The organism is Streptomyces avidinii, assembly GCF_014650695.1.
Lineage (GTDB): Bacteria > Actinomycetota > Actinomycetes > Streptomycetales > Streptomycetaceae > Streptomyces > Streptomyces avidinii.
In genome coordinates this window covers 507031-522626 of record NZ_BMVL01000003.1, presented here as the reverse complement: position 1 = coordinate 522626, position 15596 = coordinate 507031, and the positions used below count along the sequence as shown (strand labels likewise).

The window sequence follows — 15596 nt, the reverse complement described above, 5'->3', positions numbered from 1 at the left end:
GGCGAGGACCGGGGCCCGGGGCCCGTCCCGGGTCAGCGCCGCACGGGGCACTGCTTCCAGCTGAAGTGGTACACGCTGTTGATGCTGCCGTCCGTCGAGTCGAGGGCCATGAAGCTGGTCTGCGACGGGTCCGAGGTGCCCACTTCCGCGCGCAGTTCGGTGTTGATGTTGAAGTTGCGCTGCTCACCGCAGGGGGCGAAGACCAGGGCCTCGATGCCCGTGGTGTCGGTCGCCTGCCAGTTGTCGTCGAGCGCGCCGTTGAACTTGTGGGTCCGGTAGGCGGTCTGGCTCATGCCCTGGAAGTAGTAGCTGGCCTTCTGCGTGCCGACGGCGCCGGGCTGCAGGCTGCCGAAGCCGCGGTAGTCGACCTTGGCCACGGCGTACGTGTACCCCTGCGGGACGTGGACGTCGAGGGAGAGGAGGCAGTTCTTGCGGCCTTCGACGGCGGGGGCGCCGCCGCCGGCCTGGGCCAGGTACTCGCTGTAGGTGACGGTGAAGGCCGAGTTGTCCGGCGACACGGCGACGGTGGCACTGCCTGGCCGGCAGCCCGATCCGTTCACGGTGGCGACGTCCACGCTCACCTGGTCTTCGGGGGCCGAGGGGGCCGAGGGCGAGGCCCCGGCGGCGGGCGTGAGCGCGAGAAGCGTTGCGGTCACGGCGGCTGCGGTGAATCCGGTACGGAGCGACTTGATCACAACGCCATGGATAGCCGCCCGTGGCGGACCCGTCCGGTCGACGGGCACGCGGTCTCACCTCGATGGCCGAAGAGCATCACCGCAGAAACGATAAACCAACCCAAAACACCCCACCGAATGGCCCCAGGCGGCCCGGCGCATCGAGTCGCACCGATCACCCGCTCCTGTTTGTCCTAATATCGGCGAGATCCTTCAGGCAACCAGCGGGGTCCGGAGCCGGCCGGGGCGCCGGACCCTCCTGCGGTGAGGAGTCCCATGTCCCGCCCACCACGCTCCGCCCTCCTGTCGGTGCTGGCGCTCGCCGTCGCTCTGGCCGCCACTCTGTCCGGCGCCCCGGCCGGACCCGCTCCGGCGTTCGCCGCGGCCCACCACACCGGCGACGAGGGCGCAGTGCTCGGCGAGGAGCACGCCCGCGCGCACGCGCGGCTGCGCGACGCGGCCAGGGGAACCCAGAGCTATCCGCAGTCCAGGCGCACGTCGAGCCTGATCTCGCTGCAGGAGTCCCAGCGCACGGCCAACGCGAAGTTCGCCGCGGCCCGGTTCGGCCGGTTCACCGAGTACTTCCCCTCGCCCGACTTCGGCGTCCACGTGGCCCAGCTGCCGACGGGCAAGGTCCTGCTGTTCTCCTTCGAACGCGTGGAGGCCGACCCCACCAAGGAGACCGGTCCCACCAACACGGTGGGCCGGACGAACGCGGGCCGCGCCTACCTCTGGGACCCCGCCAAGGGGACCGGGGCCAGGGCCTTCAAGAACGTGCCGCCGCCGGTGGTGCTGATGCCCGACGGCAGCTACGCCCCGCGCCCGGCGCCGTTCTTCTGCGCCGGCCACTCGTACCTCCCCAACGGAATGGTGGGGGTGTTCGGCGGCAACGTCGGCGGGAAGGGCGGCAGCGGCGCCAAGTTGTCCTTCGTCTTCGACCCGTGGACCGAGAAGTGGTTCCGCAACCGCGACATGTCCGTGGGGCGCTGGTACCCCTCGGTCGTGACCGGGCCGGACGGCCGGCAGATCATCATGTCCGGCCAGTCCGAGCGCGGTACGGGCACACCGACTCCGGTGGTGGAGCGCTTCCCCGCGCTGGGGCGTCCCGTGCCCTGGCGTTCGTACGACATCCCGGCGAACGTCCCCTCCGAGCGGCTCCGCTCCGACGCGCCGTTCCGGAACGACTATCCGCACCTCTTCTCGCTGCGGGACGGAAAGATCTACGGACTGGGCCGCGACGCCGACCAGCAGTGGCTGTTCGACCCGGTCGAGGAGACCCGCACCGACCTGCCGCGGCGGCCCGCGGACTTCCGCGGCTACGGTTCGGCGGTGCCGCTGCCGGCCGGCTTCCGCGGCCCCGACTCCGTCCTGGTGCTCGGCGGCGACCCGCGCGATCCGCTCACCTACCGGCTGTCCGGGGGCCGCTGGAGCATCGAGGAGCCGAGGGCCTTCGGCCGCACCCAGGACGGGACCCTGATCCTTCCGGACGGAACGCTGCTCACCGTGAACGGCGCCCTGGACACCCGGAACTACGGCAACGGGCCCTTCAACCCGAAGGCGGACCTGAAGTACCGGCAGATCGAACTGCGCGACGCCCGCGGCCGCTGGACGCTGGGGCCGGCCCAGCGGCTGCCCCGCGGCTACCACTCCAACGCCCTGGTCCTGCCGGACGGCCGGATGATGGTCACCGGCGACGAGCTCCAGCAGATCGCCAACGACCCCGACATCAAGGACGGGATGGACGGCAGCATCGAGCTCTACGAGCCCGCCTACCTGCACCGGGGGCCCCGCCCGGCGCTCGACCGGGCCCCGGCGGGCGACCTGCGCCACGGCGCGACCTTCCAGGTCTCCAGCTCGACGGCGAAGGACGTCGCGCGCGCGGTGCTGCTGGCTCCGACGACCGTCACCCATTCGGTGAACACCAGCCAGCGCCACCTGGACCTGCGGATCACCGGCGTGCACGGCTCCACCGTCGGACTCCGTACGCCGCCGAGCGCCGCCGATGCCCCGCCCGGGTACTACATGCTCTTCCTGCTCAACGCCAAGGGGGTGCCCAGCACCGCGAAGTGGGTGAAGCTCGGCATCCGCTAGCGGGCCGGGCCGAGGAGGACGACCGCCGCGCGCCCGTCCGTACGGACCGGGCAGTCGAGCGGTCCCGTCACCAGGGCCGCGTCGTACGGGAGGAGTTCCACGAGGCCACCCGGCCGTTCGAGCACGGCCGGCCCCTCCAGGGCGACCACCAGCAGCGTCTCGCCCGGCGCGACCGTCCGGGCCGACCGGCCCCGTACGACGGCGGTCCGCGCCTCCACCGCGCCCCGGCGGTACATCACGTTGAAGTTCACCACGGGGCCGGAGAGCAGCCGGCAGTGGGTCGGCTCGTCCCCGGGGAAGTCCTGTGGCGCGTACCGCTCGTCCACGAGCCGGCGTACGCCCCCCACGGTGAGGTCCATGCCCGCGCCCTCGGCGAGGGTGAGGGTCCGCCCGATGCCGGGGAAGGCGGAGAACGGCCCGTCGGCGGCGACCTCGGCCAGGCTCACGCGCCAGCCGAAGTCGTCCATGCCGGAGTCCTCGGGCCAGGCCGCGATCTCCCGGGTGACTCCCCCGCCGTTCTTCCACACGGTGGCCGTGCGGTCGGCCGCCCGCAGGATGCGGATCCCGCCGCCGCTCGGTGTCCCCATGGCGATCAGGCCTTCTCCATCGAGGGGCGCAGGCGGCCCAGCAGGGCGTAGAGCGTCGCGCTCTCGGTCTCGTCGAGGGTGTCCAGCGCACCGTGCATCGCCTGCATCTCCTCCCGAACGCGGCGGATCACCTCACGCCCCGCGTCGGTGGCGACGACGTTCTTGACGCGCCGGTCGGCGCGGTCGGGTTCCCGGCGCACCAGCTCGCGGGCCTCCAGGCGGTCGACGATGCCGGTCACGTTCGAGGCGTCGCAGACCAGCAGGGTGGCAAGGCCCCGCATCGGCACGGGGCCGTCGAGCTGGGCGAGGACCCTGGCCTGGGTGGAGGTGAGGCCGTGCTGGGCCGCGGCGGCCGCGAACTCGCGCCACTGGGCGGTGCCGATCGCGGCGAGCAGCTCCAGCAGCTGGAGCTTGGTGGGGGTCTGCGTGGCGGTGTCGCTCATACCTGGAGCGTACTCAGGATGCTTCACATTATCAATTGTTTACTTGACCACCTGAACTATCGACGTCTACCGTCGTTCGAGTTACTTGATGAAGTCAAACATCTGCGTTCCGAAGCTCTTCAGCTCCGAAACACGAAGAAGGTCACCCCCAGCCATGAGCACCCCCTCCCCCGCCACCCCGGCCGCCGGGCACCGGAACGAGACGGTCATCGTCTTCGCCCTGAGCCTGGCCGCCATGGTCGTCTCGATGATGCAGACCCTGCCGGTCCCGATCCTGGGCCTGATCCGCCAGGACCTCGGCACCACGACGGCCAACGTGAGCTGGGTGACCACTGCCACCCTCCTGTCGGCCGCCGTCTTCACCCCGCTGCTGGGCCGCTTCGGTGACCAGCACGGCAAGAAGCCCACGCTGGTCGCCGTGCTCGGCGTCATGGTCGCCGGCTCCGTCATCGCCGCCCTTGCGTCCTCGCTCCCGCTGCTGATCCTGGGCCGGGTGCTCCAGGGCGCCGCCACCGCGATCTTCCCGCTGGCCCTCTCGGTCCTGCGCGAAGAGGTCCGGCCGCAGAAGCTGCCGGGAGCGATGGCCCTGGTCAGCGGCACGCTCGCGTTCGGCAGCGGGCTCGCGCTCGTCGCGACCGGGCTGCTCACCTCCGGGTCCGGCGCGGACTACCGCAACGCCTTCTGGATGGCGACCGGCTTCGCACTCCTCGCCCTGCTCGCGGTCGTCCTCCTGGTCCCCGCGACCCGGCACAAGACCGGCGGGCGCACCGACTTCCTCGGCGCCCTGACCCTCGGCATCGCCCTGCTGCTGCTCCTGCTGCCGATCTCCCAGGGCCACGAGTGGGGCTGGGGCTCCGCCCGCACGCTGGGCAGCTTCGCCGGCGCCGCCGTCATGGCCGCCGTCTGGGTGCTCGTCGAGCGCAGGGTGAGCGAGCCCCTCGTCGACATGAAGATGTTCGTCCACCGCCCGGTGCTCATGGCCAACCTGGCCGGCGTCCTCGTCGGCTTCGGCATGTTCGCGAACTTCCTGGGCGTCTCGTACCTCGTCCAGATGCCCGAGGCGCTCACCGGATACGGCTTCGACGCGTCCATCCTGCGCGCCTCCGTGCAGTTCCTGCTGCCCGGCGCGATCGTCTCGCTGCTCGCCTCGCCGGTGGGCGGCCAGATCGTGCGGCACCGCGGTCCGCGCACCGCGCTGGGTCTGGCCGCCGCGCTCGGCACGGTCGGCTTCGCCTGGCTCGTCCTGGACCACGGGCACAGCCTGTCGGTGATCGGTGCCGGACTCGTCGTCGGCGCGGCCGTGAGCTTCGGCTACGCCGCCATGCCCGCCGTGATCATGTCCAGCGTTCCGCACCACCAGAGCGGCATCGCCAACGGCATCAACTCGATCTCCCGCTCCACGGGCAGCGCGATCGGCAGCGCCGTCGTCACCACGATCCTGGCCTCCAGGACCATCGAGCACCTGCCGGCCGGTGTCCCGCCGCTGCCCGCCGAGTCCGGTTTCACCCTGACCTTCGGGATCGGGGCCGTGGCCTTCGCACTGGTCGCGGTGATCGGCTGGATCGGCCTGCGGAACGGTCACGGCATCCGGGCTGCGGCCTCCGGACCGTCCGCCTCGGCCGAGCCGGCCCCGGCGCCCGAGCAGGCCGTGACGGCCGGGGCGGCGGAGAAGGCGGACGCCACCGGCTGACCCCGCGTGTCGCTCGCGGCGGCCGGGGCCCCCGGCCTTGCATGGTGGGTGCATGAAGGCTACGGAGGTCATCGCCGACGGGTTCGGACGGATCCGGGAGATCGTGCACGAGGTCGTGGAAGGGGTCCCGGCGGAGCTGCTCAACGCCCGCGTGGACCCGGCGGCGAACTCGATCACCTGGCTGATCTGGCATCTGACCCGCGTCCAGGACGACCACCTCGCGGACGCTGCCGACACCGAGCAGGTGTGGGACTCCGAGAGGTGGTCGGACCGGTTCGCGCTGCCGCTGCCCGCCGGGGCGACCGGGTACGGGCACTCACCGCGGGACGTCTACACCGTCCGGGTCGACTCGGGCGAGCTCCTGCTGGGGTACTTCGACGCGGTGCACGAGCGGACCGCGCGGTTCGTCCGGGGGCTCGCCGCCACCGACCTGGAACGGGTGGTCGACGAGCGCTGGGACCCGCCGGTCACCCTCGGGGTGCGCCTGGTCAGCGTACTGACGGACGACCTCCAGCATGCCGGGCAGGCGGCCTTCGTACGGGGCGTGCTGGAGCGGGACCGGGGCGTCTGAGGCGGCTCCCCGTCCCCTTGCCCGGACGGCGCCGACGCCGAGCGCACCAAATCGTGCAGAGGGCCGGGACCCCGTCGGGGTCCCGGCCCTCGCGACACTATGCTCCGCTGGCGTCGAGCATGCCCTCGCGCTCGACGATCTTCACGCGCTCGCGGCCCTGGGGCTCACCGAGGGCCTTCTCGGCCGCGTCCAGCTTGTACCAGCCCTCCCACGTCGTGTAGCGGACGCTGCGCTCGGCGAGGAAGGCCTCGACGGCCTCCGGCGCGGGCGCGGCCGGCTCGCTGAGGCGGCCCTCGGCGTGGTCGGCCAGCAGGTTCGCGACGGTCTCGTTCGCGTCGCCCTTGGTGTGGCCGATCAGGCCGACCGGACCGCGCCGGATCCATCCGGTGACGTACGTCGACTGCAGGTGGCCGCCGGCCTCGATCACGCGGCCGCCCTCGTCCGGGACGGTGCCGGACTCGACGTCCCAGGGAAGCTTGGGCAGCTCGTCGGAGAGGTAGCCCACGGCCCGGTAGACGGACTGGATGTCCCAGTCGGTGAAGTTGCCGGTGCCCTTGACGTTGCCGGTGCCGTCGAGCTCGGTGCGCTCGGTGCGCAGCCCGACGACCTTGCCGTCCTCGCCCAGGATCTCGGCGGGCGATTCGAAGAAGTGCAGGAACAGCTTGTGCGGGCGCTCGCCGATGTCGCGGATCGCCCAGTTCTCCAGGGTCTTGGCGACCATGTCGGCCTGCTTGTTGGCGCGGCGCGTGGCTATGGAGCCCTCGTCGTAGTCGATGTCCTCGGGGTTGACGATGACCTCGATGGTGGGCGAGTGGTCCAGCTCGCGCAGCTCCATGGGGCTGAACTTGGCCTGGGCCGGTCCGCGGCGGCCGAAGACGTGCACCTCGAGGGCCTTGTTGGCCTTGAGCCCGTCGTAGACGTTCGCGGGGATCTCGGTCGGCAGCAGCTCGTCCGCCGTCTTGGCCAGGATGCGCGCGACGTCCAGGGCCACGTTGCCGACGCCGAGCACGGCGACCTTCTCGGCCTCCAGCGGCCAGGTGCGCGGGACGTCCGGGTGGCCGTCGTACCAGGAGACGAAGTCGGCGGCGCCGTAGGAGCCGTCGAGCTCGACGCCCGGGATGGTCAGGGCACGGTCGGCCGTGGCACCGGTGGAGAAGATCACGGCGTCGTAGAAGGACTGCAGCTCGTCGAGGCCGATGTCGTTCGGGTAGTCGACATTGCCGAAGAGACGGACCTGCGGCTTGTCGAGCACCTGGTGCAGGGCGGTGATGATGCCCTTGATCCGGGGGTGGTCGGGGGCGACGCCGTACCGGATCAGGCCGAAGGGGGCGGGCATCCGCTCGAAGAGGTCGATGGACACGCCGGGCTCGACGGCCGCCTCGGACTTCAGCAGCGCGTCGGCGGCGTAGATACCGGCGGGGCCGGCACCGACGATTGCTACCCGCAGAGGGCGAGGCATGGCAGAGGTTCCCTTCGACTGACGGCAAGGTGGATCAAGGGGAACCCTAAACGAAGGTAAGCCTAACTCAGCACCCGGTATCTCTTTATGACCCCATAATCAAAACTTATGACCTCCCCAAGCGATGCTTGGAGCATAGGGGAACTCGCTGGTCAGCGGGGGCGTCACCTGACAGACTGAAACGGCTTGATCACCCCAGGAGGACAAAATGGCTGACGAAACCGACACCCCGCAGGACGAGTCCCCCGCCGACGCGGCCAAGCGCAAGTTCCGGGAGGCCCTGGACCGCAACGCCGCGAACGCCCAGTCCCAGCAGGCGCACCAGAGCCGGGCCAAGGTCCAGGGCGCCAGCAGCGGCCCCGGCGGGAAGAACAAGAAGGTCCGCCGCAAGACCGGCTGACCCTCGGACACGAGGAGCTCGCCCCCGCCGTCGCGGCCGGGGGTGGCTCAACCCGGCATTGGGCCACCCGGGTGAGTGGGGATAACCCCGAGCACTGTCGACAGTTGATCAGCACGTCCCGCCGAGGGCAGCTATCTCATGCGACAGTGCGACAGAAGGATCCCCACATGCTCAAGAAGTTCATGGCCACCGCAGCCGCCACCGCCGCCGTGCTCGGCGCGGGTGCCGCAGTCGCCTCCCCGGCGATGGCGATCGGCAACGACAACGGCATCAACACCGTGAACGGCAACGGCGCGGCCCAGCTGTACGGCAACCAGGAGACCCACGGCAAGATGAGCCCGCAGCTCGGCGCCATCCAGGGCTCGCTCAACAAGCTCTGCGTCGGCCTGCCGGCCAAGGTCAACGCCCAGTCCCTGGTCGCGATCCTCGCCAACATCGGCGTCCAGGACGTCAACGTCCTGTCGAACCCGCAGAACCAGCAGTGCGCCGAGAACTCCACCCAGGCCAAGGGTGACGAGGCCCTCTCGCACATCGCCAGCAACATCCCGGTCCTCTCCGGGAACCTCTCCTCGGGCAGCTGATCGGTTCGATTTCGCGCCGGTGTCACGCGTCACGCGTGATCCCGGCGCGTTTCATTTGGTCTAGACCTTGACAGGTTCAGACCATTCTCGCTTCAGTGGGCACTGTTGTCCCCCACGGCAATTCCCCCCACTGAAGGAGCAGTTACGTGATCCGTGCGCTTCGCCGCCGCGCCCTCTCCCTGGCCGCCGCCGCAGCCGTCACCGTCGGCCTCGCCATCGCCCTCCCCTCCTCCCCCGCCGCCGCGGCACCCGCCTGTGCCGGTGCCTGGGCCTCTTCGGCCGTCTACACGGGCGGCATGAGCGCCTCCCACGGCGGCCACAACTGGCAGGCGAAGTGGTGGACCCAGGGCGAAACGCCCGGCACCACCGGCCAGTGGGGCGTCTGGTCGGACCAGGGCGTCTGCGGCGGTGGTGGTGGCCAGGACCCGGACCCGGGCAACCCCACCGGATTCGTGGTCTCCGAGGCCCAGTTCAACCAGATGTTCCCGAACCGGAACCCCTTCTACACCTACAACGGCCTGGTCGCGGCGCTCTCCGCCTACCCCGGCTTCGCCAACACCGGCGACGACACCGTGAAGCGGCGCGAGGCCGCGGCCTTCCTGGCCAACGTCTCCCACGAGACGGGCGGACTCGTGCACATCGTGGAGCAGAACACCGCCAACTACCCCCACTACTGCGACGCGACCCAGCCCTACGGCTGTCCCGCCGGGCAGGCCGCCTACTACGGCCGCGGGCCCATCCAGCTCAGCTGGAACTTCAACTACAAGGCGGCCGGTGACGCCCTCGGCATCAACCTCCTCGCCAACCCGTACCTCGTGGAGCAGGACCCGGCCGTCGCCATGAAGACGGCGCTCTGGTACTGGAACACCCAGAACGGCCCGGGCACGATGACCGCCCACGCCGCCATGGTGAACGGCGCGGGCTTCGGGGAGACCATCCGCTCGATCAACGGCTCCCTGGAGTGCAACGGCGGCAATCCCGCCCAGGTCCAGAGCCGGATCTCGAAGTACCAGAGCTTCACGCAGCTGCTCGGCGTGACGCCCGGGAACAACCTCGGCTGCTGAGCGGCGCTACCACCGGTGGTGCGGTCACCGCGTGCGCAGCGCGGTGACCAGCTGGGCCCGGGACCGTACGTCGAGCTTCTGGTAGATACGGGTCAACCGCGCCTCCACCGTCTTGACGCTGAGGAACAGCTTCGCCGCGGCCTCCTGATTGCTGGCGCCCTGGCTGACCAGCAGCGCGAGCCGGGTCTCGGCATCGGTCAGGGTCGCGGCCGCCGGTAGCTGCGCGCCGGCGATCTCACCGGGGGCCGGCTCCCCGGCGAGCTCCGTCCAGGGAGTGGCCCCGGCCCGGTCGAACACCTCGGCCGCCGCCCGCAGCGCGGCGCGGGCCGGGGCCCGGCGGCGTCGGCGGCGCTCGACCCGGGCGAGGGCGAGCAGCGTCCGGCCACGCTCCAGCGGTAGCTGGAGGGCGTCGAACCGCTGGGCCGTGGTCTCCAGCAGGTGCACGGCCGCGTCGGCATCGCCCTGCGCGGACAGGCACAGGCCCCGGGCCCGGTCGAGGGCCGCGACGACCCCGGTCCGGCCGAGGCCGACCGCGACGGTACGGACGGAGGCGAGCAGCCGGGCCGCTTCGTCGGGTGCGTCGGCGGCGATCAGGGCCTCGGCGAGCTCTCCGTGCCAGCGCAGGATCGAGGGGTCCACCACCTGTTGGGCGGCCTCCAGTTCGGCGACCCGGCGCAGGGTGGCGACGGCCTTCGCCGCCTCTCCCGTGGCGAGTTCGACGAGGCCGAGCGCGTGCAGGCTGCGGGAGAGGAAGACCTGGTCGTGCTCCTCCTGCGAGGCCTGGATGCCGCGCCGGGCGTAGCCCTCGGCCCGGGCGAAGCTGCCGCCCATCGCCTCGGCCATCGCGGCGACGTACCAGGCGGGGCCGGGTGAGAGGCCCGCGTCGATCGTGAGGTCCAGGGCCCGGCGGGCGTGGGCGGAGGCGGCCTCGCAGCGGCCGCTGCGCAGTTCCACCTCGGTGAGGCTGCGCAGCACCTCGAAGACGTCCTCGGCGGAGCCGGTGCGCTGGACGGCCGGCAACAGGACCATCAGCTGGCGGCGGGCGTCGTCGAGGCCGTCGTCGAAGAGGGCGTGCCGGACGGCGAGGTACTGGGGGGCGTTGCGCATGCCGAGCGGCACCTCGGGGGCGGGCAGGGCGAGGGCCTCGGCCAGGATCGCCTCGGCGCCCGGGTCGCCGAGGATGCGGCCCATACGGGCCCGTACGGTCAGGGCCATGGCCTCGGCGACCTGGTCGCCGCCGAGCGCGGCCAGCGCCCCGGCGCGGGCGGCGGCGTCGCGGGAGCGGACGGGGTCGCCGTCGCTGAGATTGTGCTTCCAGGCGATCCGCAGTTGGACGGCGGCCTGGAGCGAGGGGTCCCCGGCCGCCTCGTCCATGGCGTGGGCGAAGGTCTCGTCGAGGGCGCCGAGGGCCTGCTGCCCGGCAGCGTCGATCACGGCGAGCCGGGCGCGTACCCGGTCGGCGGGCGAGGCGTCGCGGGCCAGGACGGCCCGGGTGGCGCGGCGGGCGAGGTCGGCGCGGCCGGCCCAGCCGGCGTCCTCGGCGGCCGTGACCAGGCGGGCCAGCTCCTCGCCGGCCAGCCAGGACGGGGTGCGTTCGGCGGCGAGCAGGCCCAGTTCGGCGGCGAGGGCGCGCTGGCCGCGGCGGCGGCAGGCCGCGGCGGCTTCGGTGATCTCCGTGGCGAGCCACTGGTCGGGGGTGTCCACGGCGAGCGCGCGGTGGCGTACGGCCTGGACGGGGTCGTCGACGGCGGCGGCCAGGGCCGCGTGCCCGGCTGCGCGTTCGGGCCAGCCGGCGTCGGCGGCGAGGGCGGTGGGCAGGGCTCCGGCGGTGAACTCCACCGTGCCGTCCTCCCCCACCCTGACCAGCGCGGCCCGTTCCGCCTCGGCCAGCTCCGTCTCGGCGTCGGGGCGGCCGGCCCGGCGCAGCAGGGAGATGGTGGGGCGGGTGGCGAGGGCGGCGAGCAGCAGGGTGCGGCGGGCCGGTGCGGGGGCCGCGGCGAGAAGCCGGCGGGCCACCTCGCGGGCCTGCCCGGACACGGGCAGGGTGTCGGCGTGGTGGGCGCTGCTGTCCCGGGCCTCGGCGGCTTCGGCGAGGGAGTGGCCGAGGGCCAGGGCCAGGCGCGGGTTTCCGCCGCTGGCCTGGTGGATGCGACCGGCGAGGCGGGCCGGGAGGCCGTGCTGAAGGAGGAGTTCGGCGACCTCGTCGGCGCCCAGCGGGGGGACGCGGATGGCGAGGACGCCGGGGCCGCAGAGGGGTTCGCCCACCGGGACCCCGCCCTGGACGCATTCGGCGACCAGGACCCGGACGCGGGGCGGGGTGAGGCGCAGTGCGAAACGGAGCAGGTCGGTGCTCTCGGCGTCGAGCCACTGGGCGTTGTCGAGGACGAGCAGGACGGGTTGGCGGGCGGCGAGCGTCCGCAGTACCTCGACGACGGCGAGACGCAGGGCGATGTGGTCGCGGCCGGCTCTGGGGGCGTCGGCCTCGCGGCGCAGGAGGGCGATGGCGGTGCGCTGGGGTCCGGAGAGCTGTTCCAGGGCGCCGCAGGGCACGGAGGCGAGGAGGGCGGCGGCGGACGCCTCGGGTATCCATTGGTCGGCCGCCTCGGGGGCGAGGCAGAGCACGGTCTCACGGCGTTTTTCGGCCGCGGCCGCGACGGCCCGCACCACCTCGGTCTTGCCCGCGCCGGCCGGTCCGGTCAGGAGCGCCCGGCCGTGCGTGGTCAGCGCGCGGTCGACCGCCTTGATCAGTTCTCCGTGTCCGACACTTGTGTCAGCGTGCCCCGTCGCCGCCACCACGCACAGCCACCAGCCTCTCGATCCCCAGTTCCTGTGCCTTTCCTGTGAGAGGCGACAATACGAGGTCGAGTGGTGGGTGGACACGGATTGTGACGCAGAAATCAGTCACGTGCCGGGAAAACCTGTCGGACCTGCCGATACGAGGTGTATCGGCAGGTCCGCGGGTGTGCCTTGGTCCGTACTATCTCGGCGTCAGGCCGAGTTGGCGCCTGATCAGAAGGTCAGGTTCCAGGAGTCGATCTTGCCGGTGTCGCCGCCGGCGTTGTCGTTGACCCGCAGCTTCCAGGTGCCGTTCGCGACCTCGGAGGAGGCGTTCACGGTGTAGACCTGGTTGATGTTGTCGGTGCCGCTGCCGGAGCGGTTGTGCAGGTTGTAGACGCTGCCGTCCGGGGCGATCAGGTCGACCTTGAGGTCACCGATGTAGGTGTGAACGATGTTCACGCCCACCTTGAGGGTGGCCGGGGCGTTGCCGGTGACACCGGTGACGGTGATCGGGCTCTCCACGGTGCTGTTGTCCGCGATGGTGTAGTCCGTGGTGTTCTCGCGGCCCGAGGTGGGCGGGGTCGAGGTCACCGCGGCGACGGTCGCGGCGGCGTCGGCGAGACCGGCGCCGCAGCCCCCGGTGCAGGTGCCGGGCAGCGGACGGGAGTTGGCCTTGATGGCCGTCTCGATCTGGGCCGGGGTCAGCGAGGTGTTCGCCGACTTCAGCAGGGCGGCGAGGCCCGCGACGTGCGGGGCGGCCATGCTGGTGCCCTGGTAGGGCTTGTAGATCTCGGCGCCGGGGGTGGTGGTGCCCGCGTTCAGCGTGGAGAGGATCGCGTTCTCGGGGGTGGTGACGGTGCCGGGCGTGTCGGTGGCGCGGCGGGTCTCACCGCCCGGGGCGGCGATGTCGATGATCGTGCCGTAGTTGGAGTAGTACGAGCGCTCGCCGGCACGGTTGGTCGACGCCACGTTGATCACGTTGTTGCAGCTGGCGGGCGAGTAGCCGGACGCGTTGGCGTTGCTGTTGCCGGCGGCGACCACGACGGTCGTGCCGCGGGCGACGGCGGAGTTGATGGCGTTCTGGTAGCTGGTGCCGCAGGCACCCGGGCCGCCGAGGCTCATGTTGATGACCTTGGCGGGGGTGGCGTTGGCCGGGACGCCCGCGACGGAGCCGCCGGAGGCCCAGGTGATGGCGTCGACGATGTCCGAGGTCGAGCCGCCGCACTTGCCGAGCACGCGGACGGGCTGGATCTTCGCGCCGTAGGCGATTCCGGCGACGCCCTTGGAGTTGTTGGTGGCCGCGGCGATGGTGCCCGCCACGTGGGTGCCGTGCCAGGAGGAGGTGCTGGCCTTGGAGCCGACCCCGCACTCGCCGTCGGTGGCGTTCCAGTCGCCCTCGTCGGCCGGGTTGCTGTCGCGGCCGCTGCCGTCGCGGGCCTCGGAGGCGGTGGAGATGAAGTCGTAGCCGGAGACGATGTTCGGGGCGACGTCCGAGTGGGCGACGTAGCCGGTGTCGATCACGGCCACGGTGACGCCGGAGCCCGTGGTCTTGTCCCAGGCACCGGGGACGTTCATGCCGGCGGTGGGCTCGAAGAGGTCCCACTGCTTGGCGTACTCGGTGTCGTTCGGGGTGACGGCCTGGGCGTAGGCGCGGGTGTCCGGCTCCACGTAGGCGACGTCCGGGTCGGCACGGAACTGGGCCATCACGTCGGCCGCGGCGGCCGGGGCCACGGTCCCCCCGAGGTTGACGAGCGCGGCTCCGGTGCCGAGGCGACGGTCGAACTTCGCCTTCTTGCCGGCCTTCTTGCCCTTCGCGGCGGCGTCGTCGGCCGCGGCGGTGTTGGAGCTTGCCTCGGTGGCCGAGGACTTGTATCCGACGATGAGGTTCTCGACCGGCGCGGTCGGGGCAACCGTGGCTGCGGGGGCCGCGGCGGGGTTCTCGGTGGCCAGGGCCACGGAGGCGGTCGCGGAGCCGGCGAGCAGGGTGACGGACATGGCCACCACGGATATGAGCCTACGTCTGGATGCGTGCACGAGTTCCCTTTCGCGGGCCGTTTCCGGGCAGGCCGGAGCGGCCGGTCGGTGCAGTGTGGGAGGTTCCGGCGGCCGCGGGGCCGGGAGCGAGGTGGTCGAACTCGCCCCGGCCGCCGCGCGCCACGTTGCCGAGCCGCAACGGCGGGGCAGGGCAACGGCAGTCCCGGCTCTCCCCCCGACGGTGCGGCCTTCACGCCATGTGGGGTTGGCGTGTGTGCCGTAGGTCGGGGGAAGATCGCCGGTGGGCAGACAGTAGGCAACACGGGGATGAACTCGATACGGGGAAAACCCTTGTCCACCCCCTGCCGCACCCCCCGGAGGCCCCTCGGCAGGGCGCTGACCAGGGAACTACTGCGGTGGGAAGAGCCTGCGGAAGTACGTCCAGCTGGTCTCGTTCGGCTCGCTCCACTTCTCGGGTGCGTGGGCGAATTCGGGGTGCCGCTCGGCGATGTACGCCCGGGTGCGCTCCGGTACCTGCGCGTACGAGTCCAGCTTTCGGCCGCGGCAGTGGAAGGTGAGGCCGCCGGGGCGCTGCCCCTGTTCCATCCACGGCAGCCACGGGGACATCCGCGTCCAGGACATCGTGGCGGGGACGCTCGCGGCGTCGGCGGTCAGGGCGGTCGCGGGCGCGAAGAACTGGAAGAGCTCCAGGGCGCGGTAGGTGTCGTCGGCCGAGTGGGCGGGGTACTCCGCGACGGGCAGGGGCGAGGGGTAGGCCAGCGGGATCTCCAGGCTGAAGCAGACCTGGTCGCCGAGTTCCGTGACGGGGACCGGGAACGGCCGCCACTTCTGGTTGGCCGGATCGTTCCAGACGTGGACCACCGGCTTGTCCTGCCAGGTCTCCAGGATCTCCCGGGTCCCGGGGTCCAGGTAGAACGCCGCCTCCCTGGAGAGGAGCTGGTAGCCACCGGTCTCCTCGTCCGCCACGAGGCGCGCCACGTTGAGCCCTTCGAAGCCGAAGAGGCGCCGGTAGGGCTCGCCGGGCGCCCAGGAGTGCACGTCCCCGGTCCACCAGTAGGTGACCTCGGCGCCGTCGAGCGAGGCGCGGGTGCGGGCGAATGCGTGCAGGAGCTCGGCGGGTGTCAGCGCTGATGTCATACGGCCCACTGTGTCCGGCCGCCGCCCGACCGGACAAGCGGCCCCACGGTCAACCTGGGCCCCTCGCTGCGGCGGTGGCCCGGAGGGTGCCGATCCGCCGACAGCCCGAAGCAGCCACCGACGGTC

13 protein-coding genes are annotated in these 15596 nt (G+C 72.0%); 6 read left to right on the top strand and 7 right to left on the bottom strand.

Translation table 11 applies throughout. The features are described from left to right. Positions 1–32 precede the first annotated feature (32 nt). Positions 33–695: a DUF4360 domain-containing protein gene (locus IE257_RS10440; protein ID WP_189967033.1), complete on the bottom strand. Its 663-nt coding sequence runs from the start codon at positions 693–695 to the stop codon at positions 33–35. A 255-nt stretch (positions 696–950) separates the two neighbouring features. Between IE257_RS10440 and IE257_RS10435 the strand changes: the two genes are divergently transcribed. Next, on the top strand, positions 951–2765 hold the full coding sequence (locus IE257_RS10435) for a galactose oxidase early set domain-containing protein (protein WP_189967031.1): 1815 nt from the start codon (positions 951–953) through the stop codon (positions 2763–2765). Here the strand turns inward: IE257_RS10435 and IE257_RS10430 are convergent. Both IE257_RS10430 and IE257_RS10425 read right to left on the bottom strand, forming a co-directional pair. Next, on the bottom strand, positions 2762–3352 hold the full coding sequence (locus IE257_RS10430) for a HutD/Ves family protein (RefSeq protein ID WP_189967029.1): 591 nt from the start codon (positions 3350–3352) through the stop codon (positions 2762–2764). The genes IE257_RS10435 and IE257_RS10430 overlap by 4 nt on opposite strands. Before the next feature lie 5 nt (positions 3353–3357). Beyond that, entirely contained in the window at positions 3358–3795 is a 438-nt protein-coding gene (locus tag IE257_RS10425; protein WP_189967027.1) for a MarR family winged helix-turn-helix transcriptional regulator, read from the bottom strand. Between the two features lie 154 nt (positions 3796–3949). Here IE257_RS10425 and IE257_RS10420 point away from each other — a divergent pair, with 154 nt between their 5' ends. Together IE257_RS10420 and IE257_RS10415 are read left to right on the top strand one after the other, a co-directional pair. Then, on the top strand, positions 3950–5485 hold the full coding sequence (locus tag IE257_RS10420; protein WP_189967024.1) for an MFS transporter: 1536 nt from the start codon (positions 3950–3952) through the stop codon (positions 5483–5485). Between the two features lie 52 nt (positions 5486–5537). Then, positions 5538–6056: a mycothiol transferase gene (locus IE257_RS10415; protein WP_189967021.1), complete on the top strand. Its 519-nt coding sequence runs from the start codon at positions 5538–5540 to the stop codon at positions 6054–6056. 97 nt (positions 6057–6153) lie between these two features. Here the strand turns inward: IE257_RS10415 and IE257_RS10410 are convergent, their stop codons facing one another. Further along, complete coding sequence (locus IE257_RS10410; protein WP_189967019.1) at positions 6154–7515, bottom strand: FAD-dependent oxidoreductase; 1362 nt, start codon at positions 7513–7515, stop codon at positions 6154–6156. Positions 7516–7723: 208 nt separating this feature from the next. Here IE257_RS10410 and IE257_RS10405 point away from each other — a divergent pair, with 208 nt between their 5' ends. The 3 genes from IE257_RS10405 to IE257_RS10395 all read left to right on the top strand — a co-directional run bounded on the left by IE257_RS10405 (position 7724) and on the right by IE257_RS10395 (position 9560). Then, positions 7724–7915 (top strand): DUF5302 domain-containing protein, encoded by a 192-nt coding sequence (locus tag IE257_RS10405; protein ID WP_030384532.1) that lies wholly within the window; start codon positions 7724–7726, stop codon positions 7913–7915. 167 nt (positions 7916–8082) lie between these two features. Next, complete coding sequence (locus IE257_RS10400) at positions 8083–8496, top strand: rodlin (protein ID WP_189967017.1); 414 nt, start codon at positions 8083–8085, stop codon at positions 8494–8496. A gap of 146 nt (positions 8497–8642) precedes the next feature. Next, positions 8643–9560, top strand: a complete 918-nt coding sequence (locus IE257_RS10395; RefSeq protein WP_372453057.1) for a glycoside hydrolase family 19 protein — start codon at positions 8643–8645, stop codon at positions 9558–9560. A 24-nt stretch (positions 9561–9584) separates the two neighbouring features. Here IE257_RS10395 and IE257_RS10390 read toward each other — a convergent pair whose 3' ends face one another. The 3 genes from IE257_RS10390 to IE257_RS10380 all read right to left on the bottom strand — a co-directional run bounded on the left by IE257_RS10390 (position 9585) and on the right by IE257_RS10380 (position 15470). Next, complete coding sequence (locus tag IE257_RS10390; RefSeq protein WP_229920244.1) at positions 9585–12356, bottom strand: helix-turn-helix transcriptional regulator; 2772 nt, start codon at positions 12354–12356, stop codon at positions 9585–9587. A gap of 213 nt (positions 12357–12569) precedes the next feature. Next, the gene (locus IE257_RS10385; protein WP_189967361.1) at positions 12570–14333 is read right to left on the bottom strand and encodes a S8 family peptidase; all 1764 of its coding nucleotides are present in this window, start codon (positions 14331–14333) and stop codon (positions 12570–12572) included. Between the two features lie 387 nt (positions 14334–14720). Further along, positions 14721–15470: a DUF1838 family protein gene (locus tag IE257_RS10380; RefSeq protein WP_189967016.1), complete on the bottom strand. Its 750-nt coding sequence runs from the start codon at positions 15468–15470 to the stop codon at positions 14721–14723. Between the last annotated feature and the right edge of the window lie 126 nt (positions 15471–15596).